This is a genomic window from Streptomyces silaceus (genome assembly GCF_001419745.1).
In the GTDB taxonomy this organism is placed as follows: Bacteria; Actinomycetota; Actinomycetes; order Streptomycetales; family Streptomycetaceae; genus Streptomyces; species Streptomyces silaceus.
Genome location: NZ_LIRJ01000316.1, coordinates 1 through 16255, shown reverse-complemented (window position 1 = coordinate 16255; position 16255 = coordinate 1). Strand labels below are relative to the sequence as shown.

The 16255-nt window shown below is 73.4% G+C and carries 14 protein-coding genes; 9 read left to right on the top strand and 5 right to left on the bottom strand.

The annotated features are described in order from the left end of the window. Positions 1-12: 12 nt before the first annotated feature. From AOK22_RS27000 to AOK22_RS26985, 4 genes are read left to right on the top strand one after another with little or no spacing between them, the layout of a single operon-like run. Positions 13-921, top strand: coding sequence for a hypothetical protein (locus AOK22_RS27000; RefSeq protein WP_055701327.1), 909 nt, complete (start codon positions 13-15; stop codon positions 919-921). Next, positions 918-1145, top strand: coding sequence for a Trm112 family protein (locus AOK22_RS26995; RefSeq protein ID WP_055701319.1), 228 nt, complete (start codon positions 918-920; stop codon positions 1143-1145). Before AOK22_RS27000 ends, AOK22_RS26995 begins: the two co-directional genes overlap by 4 nt. 12 nt (positions 1146-1157) lie before the next feature. Further along, complete coding sequence (locus tag AOK22_RS26990) at positions 1158-1961, top strand: FkbM family methyltransferase (protein WP_055701318.1); 804 nt, start codon at positions 1158-1160, stop codon at positions 1959-1961. After that, positions 1942-2547, top strand: a complete 606-nt coding sequence (locus AOK22_RS26985) for a hypothetical protein (RefSeq protein ID WP_055701317.1) — start codon at positions 1942-1944, stop codon at positions 2545-2547. The genes AOK22_RS26990 and AOK22_RS26985 overlap by 20 nt, the downstream gene beginning before the upstream one ends. A 17-nt stretch (positions 2548-2564) precedes the next feature. Here the strand turns inward: AOK22_RS26985 and AOK22_RS26980 are convergent, their stop codons facing one another. Both AOK22_RS26980 and AOK22_RS26975 read right to left on the bottom strand, forming a co-directional pair. Beyond that, positions 2565-3452, bottom strand: a complete 888-nt coding sequence (locus AOK22_RS26980; RefSeq protein WP_055701316.1) for an ATP-grasp domain-containing protein — start codon at positions 3450-3452, stop codon at positions 2565-2567. Positions 3453-3544: 92 nt separating this feature from the next. Then, a complete protein-coding gene (locus tag AOK22_RS26975; protein ID WP_157872297.1) occupies positions 3545-3880 on the bottom strand; it encodes a hypothetical protein in 336 nt (111 codons plus the stop codon). A 290-nt stretch (positions 3881-4170) separates the two neighbouring features. Here AOK22_RS26975 and AOK22_RS26970 point away from each other — a divergent pair, with 290 nt between their 5' ends. The 4 genes from AOK22_RS26970 (at position 4171) to AOK22_RS26955 (ending at position 7230) form a co-directional block, all read left to right on the top strand. Then, the gene (locus AOK22_RS26970; protein ID WP_055701314.1) at positions 4171-4479 is read left to right on the top strand and encodes a S1 RNA-binding domain-containing protein; all 309 of its coding nucleotides are present in this window, start codon (positions 4171-4173) and stop codon (positions 4477-4479) included. A gap of 80 nt (positions 4480-4559) precedes the next feature. Continuing rightward, a complete protein-coding gene (locus AOK22_RS26965; protein WP_055701313.1) occupies positions 4560-5465 on the top strand; it encodes a LysR family transcriptional regulator in 906 nt (301 codons plus the stop codon). Positions 5466-5578: 113 nt separating this feature from the next. After that, complete coding sequence (locus AOK22_RS26960) at positions 5579-6148, top strand: cysteine dioxygenase family protein (RefSeq protein WP_055701312.1); 570 nt, start codon at positions 5579-5581, stop codon at positions 6146-6148. Further along, the gene (locus AOK22_RS26955; RefSeq protein ID WP_055701311.1) at positions 6148-7230 is read left to right on the top strand and encodes a YeiH family protein; all 1083 of its coding nucleotides are present in this window, start codon (positions 6148-6150) and stop codon (positions 7228-7230) included. Before AOK22_RS26960 ends, AOK22_RS26955 begins: the two co-directional genes overlap by 1 nt. Before the next feature lie 423 nt (positions 7231-7653). Here the strand turns inward: AOK22_RS26955 and AOK22_RS26950 are convergent, their stop codons facing one another. Further along, positions 7654-8919: an acyltransferase family protein gene (locus tag AOK22_RS26950; RefSeq protein WP_063795339.1), complete on the bottom strand. Its 1266-nt coding sequence runs from the start codon at positions 8917-8919 to the stop codon at positions 7654-7656. Next, positions 8916-11318, bottom strand: a complete 2403-nt coding sequence (locus tag AOK22_RS26945) for a glycosyltransferase (RefSeq protein WP_244165027.1) — start codon at positions 11316-11318, stop codon at positions 8916-8918. Before AOK22_RS26945 ends, AOK22_RS26950 begins: the two co-directional genes overlap by 4 nt. A 307-nt stretch (positions 11319-11625) precedes the next feature. Here AOK22_RS26945 and AOK22_RS26940 point away from each other — a divergent pair, with 307 nt between their 5' ends. Beyond that, positions 11626-13125, top strand: coding sequence for an acyl-CoA synthetase (locus AOK22_RS26940; protein ID WP_055701309.1), 1500 nt, complete (start codon positions 11626-11628; stop codon positions 13123-13125). A 120-nt stretch (positions 13126-13245) separates the two neighbouring features. Here AOK22_RS26940 and AOK22_RS26935 read toward each other — a convergent pair. Further along, positions 13246-16255, bottom strand: a 3010-nt coding sequence (locus tag AOK22_RS26935; RefSeq protein ID WP_055701308.1) for a S8 family serine peptidase, incomplete at its 5' end; no start/stop codon positions are given.

Here is a 16255-nt window from a genome sequence, read left to right as displayed (position 1 = left end):
ATGTGGTGGGGTGTGGCCGCGGCGCTGCTCGCGAACGTGCTCTACAGCACCGGGTTCGTCCTGGAGAAGCGGGCGTTGACGGCGATGCCGTCCGTCAGCGTCCGCAGCCCCGCGCGGCTGCTGCGGCAGGTGCTCGGCAGCCCGCTGTGGATCGGCGGGTCGCTGGCGCTCGCGGCGGGCTTCGCCGCGCAGCTCGCCGTGTACCGCACGCTGCCGATCGCCGCGGCGCAGGGCATCTTCGTGTCGGGCCTGGTCCTGCTGCTGCTCCTGTCCTCGGTCCTGCTGGGCGAGCGGACGTCGGGGCGGGAGCGGTACGCGGTCGGCGGGATCCTGCTGGCGCTGCTGATGGTGGTCCTGTCGCTGAACGAGCAGAACGACACCGTCAGCCGCAGCGCGCCGGTGCCGCTGGTCCTCACGGTGTGCCTGCCCTCGCTGGCGGCGGGCGTGTGGCTGTACGGGGCGGCGGAGCGCCGCGCCCGGCACCGGCACCGCCTGCCGACGGCGGGTGTCGAGTACGGCGTCGCGGTGGGCCTGCTGTACGGCGTGAGTTCGCTGGCCATCAAGGGGGTCTCCAGCCATCTGACGACGCACGACCTCGGCGGTGCGCTGGTCGGCCTGCTGAGCTCGCCGTACCCGTATCTGCTGCTGTTCACGGGCGCGTTCGGCCTGGTCATGTCGCAGGCGGCCCTGCAGCGCTGCCGTGCCTCGCTCATCGTGCCGGTGTGCACGACGGTTACCGCGCTGTTCACGGCGGTACTCGGCACGCTGGCGTTCGGCGAGGCGCTGCCGCACGACCCGGTGCGGCTCGCGCTGCGCATCGCGGGCACGCTGCTCGCGGTGTCGGTGCTGCTCGCCATGCCCAAGCACGACGGAACCGCACCCCCACCACCGTCCCCCACCAAGGAGTTGACGAGCGGATGAACCCCGACGACCCGCTGCTGAAGATCCTCGCCTGCCCGCTGGACAAGGGGCCGCTGCACCTGCTGGCCCCGGGCGAGCCCCTCGTGCCGGAGGAGGCGCTGTACAACCCGCGTCTGCGGCGCCGCTATCCGATCGTCGACGGCATCCCGCAGCTGCTGCCGTCCTCCGGTGAGCAGGTCCCGGAGGACGAGCACGAGCAGTTGCTCAAGCGCATCTCCCCGTGAGCGGGGGCGCGTATGACTCTCGCCGCCCGTGTGGCCCCCTTCGTCCCCGACCGGCTGATCGCCTCCCTGGCCCGGCTGGTCTACCCCCGCTTCGAGCCGGAGCTGGCCCGGCTCGGCGACCTGTGTCCGCCGGGCTGCGGCACCGCCGTGGACGTCGGCGGCTGGTACGGCCCCTGGTCGCGCCGGCTCGCCGCGCGGGCGGACCGCGTGGTGACCGTCGAGCCGGTGCCGCACCTGGCGCGGCTGCTCGCCGCGAGCACCCCCCGCAACGTCCGGGTGATCCAGGCCGCGGCCACCGACCGGCCGGGCACGGCCCGGCTCTGGCTGCCGCCCGGTGACCGCGGCGAGCGGGGCGTGTCCTCGCTGATCCGCCGCGACATCCACGCCACCGCCGTCGACGTGCCGTGTCTGACGCTGGACGGACTCGGCCTGCGGAACGTCGACTTCGTCAAGATCGACGTGGACGGCAACGAGCTGCCGGTGCTGCGCGGCGCGCACGCCCTGATCGCCCGCGACCGCCCGGCGATCTTCATCGAGCTGGAGTCCCGCATCCAGCCGATCGCCCCGATCGTGGAGCTGCTCACCGCCCACCACGGCTACCGGGGCTGGGTACTGCCGCACGACACGTGGCTGCCGCTGGCCGGCTTCGACCTGGAGGCGCACCAGGCGGACACGTCGTACGTGGTGTCGCAGGGGCTGCTGCGCCGGGTCCTCACGCCGCGGCGGCCGCGCTACGTGAACTCGGTGCTGTTCCTTCCCGACGGGCGCCGCCCGGGAGCGCGCGCGGTGCGCGACGATGGGGTGCATGCCCGCTAGCTCCTCCCACGGCTCCGCCCCGTTCACCGCGCTGGACTTCCAGCTCGTCCTGCTGCGCCGGATGGCCGACCACAACGCCGACCTGGTCGAGGACGCCCGTCATGAACTGGGCGTCTCCATCGCGGAGATGCGCGAGGCCAACCGGCGCTGGCAGGCGATGACCCGCGCGCCGAGGTCGCGGGGCGCCGCCGCCCGCTACCGCTCGGTCCTCGGCGTGCCCGAGGCGTCCGTGCGCCGCCCGGTCGGCGACCTGGAGTGCGAGGCGCTGCTGTGGCCGGTGCCGCTCTGGCCGGACCTCCGCTTCGAGGTGCTCCTCGCGCCGAACGGCGCGGTGTGGAACGAGTGGCTGGTGCGGGCGCCGGGCGCGCCGGGGCCCGCGCTGCGGCTCCTGGAGGACCTGACGCCGTGGTCGTGCACGGTCGACGAGGCGGCGCGGGCGTTCGCCCCGGCCCGGCCCATGGAGGGGACGGCGCCGACGCGCTGGCAGCTGGCGTTCACGGCGCCGGACGCGGGCGGGGTGCGGCGGCGCTGCGTGGCGGAGTTCACGTGGGGGCTGCTGCAGCGGGTGGCGGTGCTCGACGGCTGAGGCCGGTGCCCCGGCGGCTACCGCGCGGCCTTCACGATCTGCTCGGCGACATGGGTGGCGGAGCCGGGGTGCACGCCGAGGAAGAGGTTCGGCTCGACGAGTTCGAGCTCCATCACGCGGGGCTCGCCGTCGTCGCCGTCGACCAGGTCCACGCGCGCGTACAGCAGGTCGGGCGATCCCGGCACGGCGGCCAACGCGCGCTCGGCGACGGACAGTTCGGCGTCGGTGGGCCGCCAGGGACGCAGGTCGGGGTGGGCGACCTTGTCGGCGTCGTAGGCGGTGCCGGAGGCGAGCACCGCGCCCTTCTGGGCGGCGTGCAGGAACTGTCCGCCGATGTGGACGAGGGCGCGCTCGCCGGTGGTGTCGATGGAGCGCATGTAGGGCTGCACCATGGCGGTGAAGCCCTCCGCGTGCATGCGGGCGATGTGCGCCAGCGCGGCGTCCCGCTCGTCCGCGCGGTAGCGGGCGGCGTAGCGCGCTCCGGCCCCGGAGGTCGGCTTGACGACGAACTCCCCGTCGCCGTCCCCGTCGCCGCCCTCGAGGAACCGGACGCTCTCGCCGGGTGCGGTGTAGCGCGTGGGCACGACGGGCACGCCCGCCCGCGCCAGCTCGCCCAGGTAGCGCTTGTCGGTGTTCCACCGCACGACGTCCACGGGGTTGGCGAGCCGCGTGAGCCGGGCGCATCGCTCGGCCCACGCCACGTACTCGCCGGGGCGCCAGCTGTAGTCCCACGTCGACCGGATCACCGCGAGGTCGAACCCGGACCAGTCGACGTCCGGGTCGTCCCATCCGACGACGCGGGCCTCGGCTCCCGCGGCGTCGACGGCCCGCGCGAGGACCGGCAGATCGCGGTCATGCCCGGGGGCGGGCCGACGGGTGACCAGGGCTATGCGGGGACCTGCCACGGGAACTCCTCCTCGTACGCCGCCGCCGTCGTACGCGGCTTGGTGCGTACGCGGCCCGGCCCCCGCAGGCTAACAACCGGCCCCGGCGCGCCTCACAGCACGAAGACGCTCTGCGCGGTCTCCGTCCCATACGTCTCGCCGGGGTACACGAGCCATTCGACCGGACCCGTGCAGTCCGGGCCCGAGTGGACCTCGGCGATGGCGTCGGTGTGGTTGGCCACCGTGGTCGGGAACCAGTCGACCGCGTAGCAGCCGCTCGGGTTCTCGTACGCCTGGCCGTTGACGACGAGGAGCCCCTCCGCCGCGTACGCCGAACCCGACAGGGAGAGCGTGAGCGCGGCGGCCGCCGCGAGCGCGCCGAGCACCCCGGCCGTCCTGCCGGCGCCTTCCTTGGCCCTGCGTGCCGTGGTCGTGCGTGGTCGCCTCATGTGTGATCCCCTCCACCGCGCGGGCCGCTCCCGCCGCACCCCGCTGGAGTCACCCAAAGTAGTGGATCAAGCACGGGATGTGACCGGCGTGCGGAGGCAACTCCGGTGCGGTCGCGCGCTGTTCACACTCCCCTCACACTCCCCCCGGATCCGACAGGCCCCCGTGACCTCGCACGGCCCAACTTCGTCGCTGGTCAAGGGAGTTCGTATGATGCGGCGCATGGCAAGCACGGGGCCCGCCAGACCACGGGCAAACGCCACTTCGACAAGGCCCTGGCATCCTTCACCCCATGATCCGCCCGTTCGACCTGCCGCACCTCCCCGCCGACGACGGCCCGGAACCCACCCTGGCCGGACCGGCCCGGGGCGACGTCTGCCGGGGCACCGTGACCGCGCTCGCCCCTTTCGGGGCGTTCGTCGACGTGGGCGGCACGCGGGGCCTCGTACGCCTCCCGGAGATCACCGACGGGCGCCTCGACCACCCCGAGGACGCGCTGCGGGCGGGCCAGGAGGTCACCGCCCGGGTGCTGCTCGTCGACCCGGAGCGCGGACAGCTCGTCCTCTCCCTCAAGGAGTGGCCCCCGGAGGCGTCACCCTGAGCGGACCCGGCCGCCGGTCCGGACAGAAGCGGGACCGCCACCCTTGTTCCGTCGTCCCAACATCCGCTTATGATTCAGCGGTGTTCGATTCACGGCACATCAGGACGTTCCACGAGGTGGTCAGGGCCGGGTCCTACTCGGCGGCCGCCCGGTCCCTCGGCTATACGCAGCCCGCGATCACCCAGCAGATGAAGGCCCTCGAACGGTCCGTCGGCACCCCGCTGTTCACCCGCGTCGGCCGCCGCATGCAGCTGACGGAGGCGGGCGAGGCGCTGTCGCGGCACGCGGGGATCATCCTGGACGACATCTCCGCCGCCCAGCAGCAGATGAACGCGATCACGCGGCTGCGCTCGGGCCGGGTGCGGCTGTGCGCGTTCCCCAGCGCCAACGCCACCCTCATCCCCGAGGCCCTGGCCCGGCTCGCCTCGGGCCATCCGGGGGTGCGCGTGGAGCTCCTGGAGGACGAGCCGCCCGAGTCGCTGCGCCGCGTGGTGCGCGGCGAGTGCGACATCACGCTGGCGTTCACCTATCCCGGCCTGCACGAAGAGGTCCCGGACGAGCTGGTGGAGATCCCGCTCATGGAGGACCAGCTGACCGTCCTGATGCCCTCCGGGCACCCCATGGCGCGCCGCCGTTCGGTCAAGCTGGCGGAGCTGGCGGAGGAGCGATGGATAGCGGGCTGCCCGCGCTGCCGCGCCAACTTCCTGCACGAGTGCGCCGAGTTGGGCTTCGCGCCGGACATCGCCTTCACCACCGACGACAACCTCGTGGTGCAGAGTCTGGTCGCCGAGGGGCTCGGCGTCGCGATGATGCCGGGGCTCGTCCTGAACTTCCTGTGCCACCGCAAGGTGACGGGCCGCGCCCTGGATCCGGCCTCCCGGCGCCAGGTGTCCGCGTACGTCCTCAAGGACCATCTGCGCATTCCGGCCACCGCGCTGGTCCTCGACGAACTGAGGACCGTGGCCGCCAACCGCGTCGGCTGCTGACCGCCCCGCCCCCTCACCTCCCCGCACCCTCTCGCGTTCCATAAGCAGAAGTTTCGGGTACGCCAAAGAACTGTCGTTGGACGTGATGGATCGGCGGCGCGACGCTGCCGGGTATGAGCACTCCGACCGCGTACCGGGCCGCCCGGACCACAGAACGCCTCGACACCCTCGTCGCCGACGTGCGCGAGGCCGTCGGGCGCGGCCTGCCTCCCGACCTGACCGCGTACCTGGTCGGGGAGCGGCTCGCGCCCCACCTCGGCGCCGCCGACCTGCTCACCGACGAACAGCGCGAGGGCGACCCCGAGCGCTACCGCCAGCACGTGCTGCACGCCGAGCACGACGGCAGCTTCTCGATCGTGGCGCTGGTCTGGCTGCCGGGCCAGCGGACGTCCGTCCACGACCACGTGTCGTGGTGCGTGACGGGCGTGCACGAGGGCGAGGAGCAGGAGCGCCGCTACCGCCTGGTGCCCGCCGCGCAGAACGGCGGCGCGGCCCGCCTGGTCGCCACGGACGACGTGGTCAACCCGCAGGGCTCGGTCTGCGGTTTCGCGCCGCCCGGCGACATCCACCGGGTGTGGAACGCCTGCGGCACCCTCGCGATATCGATCCACGTCTACGGCGCGGACATAGCCCGCCTGGGCAGCAGCGTGCGCCGCGTGTACGACCTGCCGGCCGACCGGTAATGGCACTGCTCGGAGAGCGCGCCAAGTCCCGTACGCGTCCGCCCGCTTCGGTCCCGGCCCGGCTGCGCGCCCCGGGGAAGCTGCCGGGTCTCGCGCTCGCCGCCGCGGGCGTCGGCCTCGCCTGGTGCGTGCACCGGCTCGTGCCCGGCGTCCCGATGCTCACCGCCGCCGTGGTGCTCGGCATCGCCGCGGCCCATCTGCCGGGCGCCGCGCGCGCGTTCGTCCGCGGGACCGGCAAGGCGGGCCTGACGTTCGCCGGGAAGCGGCTGATGCGCGTCGGCGTGGTGCTGCTCGGCCTGAAGCTCGGTCTGGACGACGTGCTGGGGCTCGGCTGGGCGTCGGTCGCGATGGTGCTCGGCGTGGTCGCGGTCACCTTCTTCGGGACCTGGTGGCTGGGTCGCCGCATGGGGCTGCCGGGCGATCAGCCGCTGCTGGTCGCCACCGGCTACTCGATCTGCGGCGCGTCCGCGATCGGCGCGGTCAGCGAGGTGTCCGAGAGCGACGAACGGGACACGGCGACGTCGGTGGCCCTGGTCACGCTGTGCGGCACCCTCGCCATCGCCGTACTGCCGCTGCTCCAGCACCCGTTGGGGCTGAGCGACGCGGAGTTCGGGCGCTGGGTCGGGGCGAGCGTGCACGACGTGGGGCAGGTCGTGGCGACCGCGCAGACCGCGGGTGCCGGGGCGCTGGGCGACGCGGTGCTGGTCAAGCTGATGCGGGTGGCGCTCCTGGCGCCGCTGGTCGCGGCGGTGGCCCTGTCGGTCAGGGCGCGGGTGCGGTCGAGCACCGGCGAGGGGCAGGCGAAGGACCGGAGCGCCAAACGTCCGCCCCTCGTCCCGCTGTTCGTCCTCGGATTCCTCGCCATGGTCGCCCTGCGCACCACCGGATGGCTGCCGGGCGCCGCCCTCGACACCGCGCAGACCGCACAGGAACTCCTGCTGGCCGCCGCCCTGTTCGGCCTCGGCAGCGCGGTCGACCTGCCGTCCCTGACCCGCACGGGCGGCCGGATCGCGGCGCTCGGCCTGGTGGCGTGGGGCGTGATCGCGGGGGTCTCGTACGTGGGAGTGCTGGTGACGTACTGAGGGACGGCCGGGCAGCCGGTCGGCGTACGACGGGAAACCCGCGATGCGAACAACCAATGCGAACGACTGGGCAGTTGTTCCCTGGAACAGGTGATCGTCGCCGGAGGAATTGCGCGGGGCCCTCGTGATTGACGATGCTTACGGTGCGCAAGCGACGGGCTGCAGACCGTGACTGCGCTCCCGGTCCATGTCCCATACGGGGCCGGGATGCCGGCCTCCGGACGCGTAGATCCAGGGGACCGGCCTTCCTGAAAGTCCCACAAGGAGAAGCACCACCATGAACATCATCACTGACGTCGTCGCCGGTCTCGCCCACTTCCTGGGCTGGCTCATCTGACGTCACCCGCAGTCCGCAGCGGCGCCGCCTCCCCTCGTCCCACGGGGAGGCGGCGTCGCCGCGTGGTGGCCCGTCGCGGCCGCGTCTCAGCGGGTCGCGACGGCCTCCTGGCGCTCCGGGTAGAAGTCCCGTGCACGGCCCCTGCCGTCCCGGGTCCGGCCGAGCAGGCCCGCCGGGTACTCGACGCACCAGTAGCTCACCGTGCCGACCGCGAGCGCCACCAGGAGCACGACGAGCACCGCGACCGGGAAGCCCGCCTGCGCCGACGGCAGCAGCCCCGACGTGTCCAGTCGCAGCATCACCGGCTCGTGCCAGATGTAGAGGCTGTAGCTGACCAGCCCCACGGCGGTCGCCCAGCGGGCCCGCAACAGGCCGTGCCAGCGCACGCGTTGACGCTCCCCGTGCCGGATGCGCAGCGTCGCGTAAAGGAGAGCGAACCACAGCACGGAGGCGATCGGGTGGTAGAAGGTCTGGGCGAAGTTCTCCGGGTCGGAGGACCAGGACAGGGCGAGCAGCCCGGCCAGCGCCGCCGCCGACAGCGCGCTCGCCCAGCGGCCCCGCAGCCGCCCCCGGGTCTCGCCCAGCGCCGTGGTGAGCACCGCGAGGCCCATGCCGGCCGCGAAGCCGCCGAAGCGGGCCTGCGGACCGAAGTAGACGGGCCAGTCGGTGTGCGGCACGCCGAGGGCGTAGTGCGCGTACGCGATCCACGCCAGCGGCAGCGCGAAGAGCGCCGCGCAGCCCGCGGCGCACAGCGCGATCCGGGCCCGGCGGGTGCGCAGCCCGCGGCAGGCCCGCACCGCGAGCGGCCCGAGCGCCACGAGCACCAGGTAGAAGGCGACCTCCAGGGAGAGCGACCAGGTCGGGCCCAGGGTGTAGAAGATCCGCTCGCGGTCGAAGACGTGCGTGAACGTGAGGTGTTCGACCAGGTCGCGCCAGTCCCCCGGCAGCGTCGGGTTGCGCGTCGACCAGACGACCACGACCGCGAGGAAGTACAGCGGCAGGATGCGGACCGCCCGCCGGAAGAGGAACACCTTCCCCGGCCTGACCCCGCCCTCCTCGCCGTCGAGGGCGGCGCGCGCGTACGACAGCGTGAGCAGGTACGCCGACATCACGAAGAACAGGTCGATCACTTCGAGGGAGATCAGCGCCCCGACGTAGGGGTTGTCGACCGGTGGGTGCGAGCCCGCCGCGTCGTAGGTGCAGTACTGCTGCCAGACGTGGAAGACGACCGTGCTGAGCGCGGCGAGGCCGCGCAGGCCCTGGAGTTCGAGGGCACGGCCGCGGGGCGAGGCCTCCTTGCGGGCCGGTGTCCCGGCCGGAGCGGGCGTCTCGGGAGCGACGGGCGAGGTCACGCGTCCCTCCCCGTGGCACCGGACGTGGCGGCGCCGGCCGCGACGGCGCGCGGGGTGACCCGCCACTGCCGGTCGCCGAGTGCCTCCTTCAGGTGCGCGGCACGCGCCACCATGTTCTTGAAGTGCGTGTAGAAGAACGTCGACACGAGCAGATAGCGCCAGAACCAGCCCTTGCGCACGCGCAGTTCGGGCACCGCGAGCCGCCAGGCGAACGCCGCCTGCACGAGGCCCGCCGAGAGCGTGACGGCCGCCGCGACGAGGCAGACGGGCACCGCCCAGTCGAGCCGGTCGGCGCCGCCCGCACGCCACGCGGCGTGCGCCAGGATCGGCAGGATCTGCAGGGTGAGCCACGGCTGGACCTCGCGCCAGCCGAGCAGCACGAACAGGCCGGTCTTCTGCCGGCGCGTGAAGACGGGCGAGCGCAGGACGCGCCACAGGTGCTTGAGGGAGACCTGCAGCCAGCCCTGGGCCCAGCGGGAGCGCTGGTTCCACAGGGGCTTCAGGAGCGTGGGGGCGAGTTCGCGGGAGATGAGGGTGCGGTCCATGGCGATGCGGGCGCCCTCGTTCAGGGCGCGCATCGTGGAGTCGATGTCCTCGGTCAGCATCGAGCCGTGCATGCGGGTGCGGGCGAGCAGGTCGGTGCGCCAGAAGCCGTTGGAGCCGCCGAACACCCCGAAGCCGTACAGGCGGGTGCGGCCCGGGTGGCTGACCGCGTAGATCGCCTCGAACTCGACGGCCACCAGCCGGGCGACCCAGGAGCTCTCGCCGTTGCGGATGACGCAGTGGCCCTGCACCACGTCGTAGCCGTTGGACAGCCAGTCCCAGGCGTGCCGGAAGGCGTCGGGGGCCGGGTGGTGGTCGGCGTCGAAGATGCCGACGAACTCACCGCGCACCCGCGTCACCGCCGCGTTGAGGTTCTGCGCCTTGGACGTGCTGCCCGCGACCTCCAGGAGCACCAGGCGCGGGTCGCGCGCCGCGATCTCCCGCAGCGTCTGCTCGACGGGCAGCGGGTGCGGGGTGTTGTAGGCGAGGACGATCTCCAGCTCGCCGGGGTAGTCGAGGCGCAGGAACGACTCGACGGTGTCGACGATCGTCGCGGCCTCGTTCGGCAGGTACGCGGCGATGACCGCGCTCGCCGTCGGGTAGGGCTGGCCCGGGGCGGCCGGGCGGGTCTTCGCGTCGAGCGAGAAGAGGCACTCCAGGACGATGAGCAGGGCGGACGTCACCAGGCCAGCGACCACCACCCAGTACGCGACGGCCGCCGCGTCCCAGCCCGCCTCGTAGGCCTGCTGGTAGAGCAGGAACGGCACGCCCACGCCGAGCAGCAGCATCAGGACGGGCGAGAGCAGCGGGGTCGCCGCGGACAGCAGGGCGCGCGGGCCGGGCCGGGCGCGCCGGTGGCCGTGCGCGGCGGCGGTCCGCATCCACGGTTCGTAGCGCACGGGCCGCAGGTCGCGGTGGCGCAGGGCCTCCTCGGCGGCGTCCCGCGCCTGTTCGGCGGCCTGGGCGCTCGTGCCCCGGCCGGCGCGGGCGGGCAGCGGGGTCCAGCCGACGGCGGGGGTGAGCCGGACGTTCTCGTCCGCGACGACGAACCGCGTGCCGGCCACGGACGCGGCGAACTCCCGCAGGCTCTCGGTGGCCGTCTCCTCGTCGACGCCGGGCATCAGGACGAGCAGGCGTCCCTCGTCGTCCCAGCCGAGGCGGTCGCACACGTTGCCCAGGCGCTCGCCGACCTGGGCGAGGCGCTCGGCGACCTCGCGCCGCACGCGCGGCCCGAGCCGGCTCTCCAGGGCCTCGGCCTCGGCGACGCCGACCACGGCGAGGACGCCGCCGTGCCGGGCGCCCGCGGGCCTCTGGAGTTCGCGGTCGAGCTCGGCCATGAAGTGCGGCGCCGAGTAGAGACCGGTGCGCGGGTCGAGGAGCAGCTGCTCGACGGGTACGGGCACCCGGTGCAGCTTGGCCGCGATGCGGGCGGACAGCTCGTCCGGGTCGGACGCCTCCGTCACGCAGTCGTCGGCGCCGTCCCGCAGGAGTTCGGCGACGGTGGCGGGGGCGCGGGCCGCGGTGACCATGACCAGCGGGAGGGCCTGGCCCGCCGGGTCGGCGCGGACCTCGCGTATGACGTCGCGGCCCTGCCGGCGCCCGTCGGGGCCGTCGTCGAGGGCCACGATCGCGTCGGGCGTGGCCTGCCCGACCAGGCGGCGGACCTCTCCGGGGACGGCGTGCGTGACCTCGTGGCCGGTCAGGCGCAGGGTCCGGGTGAGCCGCTCGCGGCCGGGGCCCGGGGGTCCCACGGCGAGGACGTGGGGGCGGCCGGGCGGCGCCGGATCGGAGGTGGTGGACTGGTGCGGTATGAGCACCTTGTGGCGGGCGTCGGGACGCCTCAGTACATCGGACATGAAAGGTGGTCCCATCCTGTTCGGATTGTGGGGGGAGGACCGGCTTGCTGACGTGGTCGCGGGTGATCGGGTGATCGGCCGATGGATCGTCCGGTTGATCCCCTGAGGGATCGGCTCGTTGATCGACTGTTTGATTGACTGTTTGACAAAGCGCCGAACGGCCCCGAAATCCGGGCCAATTCGGCCACTTCAGCCTCAGTGATCACTGTGACACCGCACCTTCAACGGCGTAACACTCTCATTACGCCCCGGTGCAGAGACTGCACACACCCTGCACAGCCCGAGCAGACAACGAGGAGTACGAGACGTGAATCCCCTGTTCCCGGCCCTGGCCGCCGCGCACACGGAGACCCGCGGCGAGGCCCTGCGGTTCGGCGACCGCTCGCTGAGCTACCCCGAACTCGCGGCGGCGTCGGGCGCGTTGGCGTCGCGGCTGCGCGGCGCGGGCCGGGTCGCCGTGTGGGCGACGCCCTCCCTGGAGACGGCCGTCGGCGTGGTCGCCGCGCTGCTCGCCGGGGTGCCCGCGGTGCCGCTCAACCCGAAGTCGGGCGCGGGCGAGCTGACGCACATCGTGACGGACAGCGCGCCGTCCCTGATCCTCGTGGCACCGGGCGTCGAACTGCCGCCCGCGCTCGCCGACCTGAAGCGCCTGGACGTCGACGCGCGGGCCGACGCGGACGGCATGTCGGCTCCTACGGGAGACGGCGCGGGGAGCGGTCCCGCCGCACCGGTCACCGAGCCCGACGCCCCCGAGTCGCCCGCCCTGATCGTCTACACCTCGGGCACCACGGGACCGCCCAAGGGCGCCGTCGTGCCGCGCCGCGCGATCGCCGCGACGCTGGACGCCCTGGAGGACGCCTGGCAGTGGACCGGCGACGACGTCCTCGTGCACGGCCTTCCGCTCTTCCACGTGCACGGCCTGATCCTCGGCACGCTCGGCCCGCTGCGGCGCGGCGGCTCCGTGCGCCACCTCGGGCGGTTCAGCACCGAGGGCGTGGCGCGCGAGCTGGGCTCCGGGGCGACGATGCTGTTCGGGGTCCCGACCATGTACCACCGCATCGCCGAAGTCCTGCCCGAGGAACCGGAGCTGGCGAAGGCGCTGACCGGGGCGCGGCTCCTGGTCTCCGGCTCGGCGGCGCTCCCGGTCCACGACCACGAGCGCATCGCGGCCGCCACGGGACGGCGCGTCATCGAGCGGTACGGCATGACGGAGACGCTCATGAACACCAGCGTCCGCGCGGACGGTGAGCCCCGCGCGGGCGCGGTCGGCGTGCCGCTGCCGGGCGTCGAGCTGCGCCTGGTCGACGAGGCGGGCGGCGAGATCCCCGGGGACGACCCCGAGGCGGTCGGCGAGATCCAGGTGCGCGGCCCCAACCTCTTCACGGAGTACCTCAACCGCCCGGACGCGACCGCGGAGGCCTTCGCGGCGGGCGGCTGGTTCCGCACCGGCGACATGGCGGTGCGGGACGCCGACGGATACGTACGCATCGTCGGCCGCAAGGCCACCGACCTCATCAAGAGCGGCGGCTACAAGATCGGCGCGGGGGAGATCGAGAACGCGCTCCTCGAACACGAGGGGGTGCGGGAGGCCGCGGTGACCGGCGAGCCGGACCCCGACCTGGGCGAGCGGATCGTGGCGTGGGTGGTGCCGGCGCGGGCCGACGCCCCGCCGTCCGCCGATGAGCTGGCGGACCACGTGGCGGCGCGGCTCGCGCCGCACAAGCGGCCGCGGGTGGTGCGGTACCTGGAGGCGCTGCCGCGCAACGACATGGGCAAGATCATGAAGCGGGCGCTGCCCGGCGCCTGACGCCGGACGGGCGGCAGCGGCCGGCCCGTCCGGCGACGGAGGACATCGTGCCGGGGTCCGGGGGGGGCGGCGCCCCCTGGACCCCTCGGAAGAGGTGGGACCGGGGAAGGCCCCGCGGGGCTACTTCACTCCCACCGCCCGAATGACCTCCTGGACCACCGACCCGCCCCGGTCGTCCTTCGCGGAGGCCCGCAGCGACACGGACTTCGCCCCGCGGGGCACCTTCACCTCTCCCTGCCAGGCGGCCTTCCGCCCGTCCCGGTCCAGGGAGACCGTCTTCCACGTCTTCCCCTCGTCGTACGAGACGGACAGCGCGCCGCCCCCGATCGTCCCGGTGTCCGGCGCCCCCTTCACGTACTCCGAGAAGATCCCGACGTCGACGCTCCGCCCGGCCCGCACCGCGCCGGACAGGTCCGTGTCGACGTCGAAGCCGAGGTTCAGCAGCGGCAGGAACGTCTTCTTGTCCGCGGGGGTCTCCTTGGACCGGAAGGTCCACTCGGCGTGGCCCTTCGTGGCCAGCGACCACCGCGCGGGGTCGAGCGTCGTGTCGGTCACGACCTTGTACGTCCGCTCGGCGGGATCCGCGTCCCACACGTACACGCCCGAGCTCTTGCGCCGGTCGGCACTCACGCCGTCGACGAAGACCTCGCTGGTCTGCGTCATCGACTCCTCGTTCCACACGTCGCCGAAGCCGGTGTGGTCGGGTCCGGAGTCGCCCCAGCCGGGCACGTTGAACTCCAGGTCGTTGCCCCGGCGCTGCTGGCCCCAGCCGAGGCCGGTGCCGAGCCAGGGGTGCAGGACCGGCTTGAACCAGTCGAGGCCGGTCCGCTCGCCGCCCCGGTAGGCGACCAGGCCACTGCGCTCCTCCAGGGCGCCGGGCCCGGTGGACACGGACTCGTGCCACTTCTGGCCCGCGCCCATGGACACGTACTCCGTGCGCTCGACCGGGTAGTCGATCTTCTCCTGGAAGCCGATGCCGACGGGGAACGCGTCGGTGATCGAGTAGCGGTACTCGCCGCCCTGCGCGGGCTTGACCGCGTGGAACCTGGTGTCGAGGACGGCCAGTTCACGCTTGCCCGGCTCGTACGTCAGGTCCTTGGGCACGGCCCCCTTGTGACCCTCGGAAAGGTCGTACACATAAGGGGTGTTGAGGGTCCCGGTGCTCTGGACCTTCCTGCCCACCTTCGCCGCCGCGAGAAGACGCGCGCCGTCGGCGGCGTCGACCGTGGCGATCTGCAGGGGCCGGTCGCCGTTGTCGTCGGTGCCGAACCACGCGTTGAGACGGCCGGGCTGATCGTCCGTCACGAACAGCGCGGCGGCGCCCGCGTCCTGCGCGGCCTGGCCGAGCCGCGCCGGGGTGACGGCGTCGGTGCGGCGCACGACGACGGCCTTGCCGCGCACGTCCTTGCCCGCGTACGCGGCCGGGGTGCCGTCACCGGCGTCCACCAGCGCCCACGCGTGCCGCCCCTCGGCGATGGTGCCGCCGGGCTGGGCGACGGCCTCGCCGAGGCCCTTCACGTCCACGAGCGGCTTGCCGAGCCGCCACACGGTCCGGTATTCGAAGCTGCCCTCGGTGACCTTCTTCGTGGGCGCGGCGAAGACGCTGTCGTACTTCACGGGCACCTGGACGGCGCCCATCATGTCGGCGCCGCCGGCCTTCCTGTCGTACTCCATGAGCAGCTGGCGGGTCTCGGTGCGCCGGTCGACGTCTGCCCTGATCTCGCGCAACTGCCGACCGTCGAGGGTGATCTCGCGGTCCCGGTCGAGCGTGATCTGCGGGTCGGTGAGGAAGCCGAGGCCGAGGGAGTCCTTGCCCTTGGCCCCGCGCACGTCGAGGAAGGTGGAGAGGGCGTACGTGCCCGGCTTCATGCGCAGCTCCAGGGTGCCGGAGTCACCCACGGCGGCCGGGAACGGCTCGGTGTCCTTGGCGAGCTGCTGCACCACGAGGTCGGCCGGTGACGCGGCCCCGTCTCGGTCCTTCACATGGACGGTGAGGGTGTACCGCTCCTCCTCCTTGACCAGGCCGAACGCGGTGTGCGCGACCTTCTTGCCGCCGGCGCTCGCGACGACGGCGCCGCTGGTGTTCCCGACGGGCGCCTTCGCGCCGTCGCCGGTGACGGTGGTGGAGGCGGTGCCGTGCGCCGGGACGGTGAGGGTGGTGTCGGCGAGCGCGACGACCCCCTCGGCGCCGCCCTGCGCGGCGAGGCTCAACTCGACCGCCTTGTCGGAGGAGTTGGTGTACGTGAGGGTCTTGTCGACGGGCTTGTTGTCGTCGTACGGCCAGCCGTAGAAGCCGAGGTCGAGGCTGCCGGTCGCGGTGACGTCGGCGTCGAGGACGTCGGGCACGCTGACCCGCCCGGCGCCCAACGCATAGGCGGAGGCGTCGAGTTGCCTCGACCCGGACATCAGGGCGTCCTTGATCCGGGCGCCCGGCCAGTCGGGGTGCTTCTCGGCGAGGAGGGCGGCGACGCCGGCGACGTGCGGGGTCGCCATCGACGTACCGCTCATCTCCGTGTAGAAACCGTCGCCGCCGGTGAGCCGGGAGCGGGCAGCGAGGATGTCGACGCCGGGCGCCGACAGATCGGGCTTGAGGGCGTGGTCGCCGGCGCGCGGGCCCTGGCTGGTGAAGTAGGCGGCCTCGTCGGCGGAGTCGACGGCGCCGATGGTCAGCGCGGAGTCGGCGGCGCCGGGCGAGCCGATCGAGGAGGGCGCGCCGGTGTTCCCGGCCGCGACGACGAAGAGGGCGCCGGTCTCCTTGGACAGGGAGTTCACGGCGGCGGCCATCGGGTCGGTGCCGTCGCTGGCCTCCTGTGAACCGAGGCTCATGGACACGATCTTGGCGTCGATGTCCTTGGCCGCCCACTCCATGCCCGCGATGATCTCCGACTCGCTGCCGAAGCCCTCGTCGCTGAGCACCTTGCCGACGGCGAGGGAGGCGCCGGGGGCGACGCCCTTCTCCTTGTTCCCGTCCGACGCGGCGCCGCTGCCGCCGACGGTGGACGCGACATGGGTGCCGTGGCCGTTGCGGTCGGCGACCTCCTCGCCCGCGATGAAGCTCTTGGACTCGGTGACGCGGCCCTTGAGGTCGGGGTGTCCGGCGTCGACGCCGGTGTCGAGGACGGCGACCTTG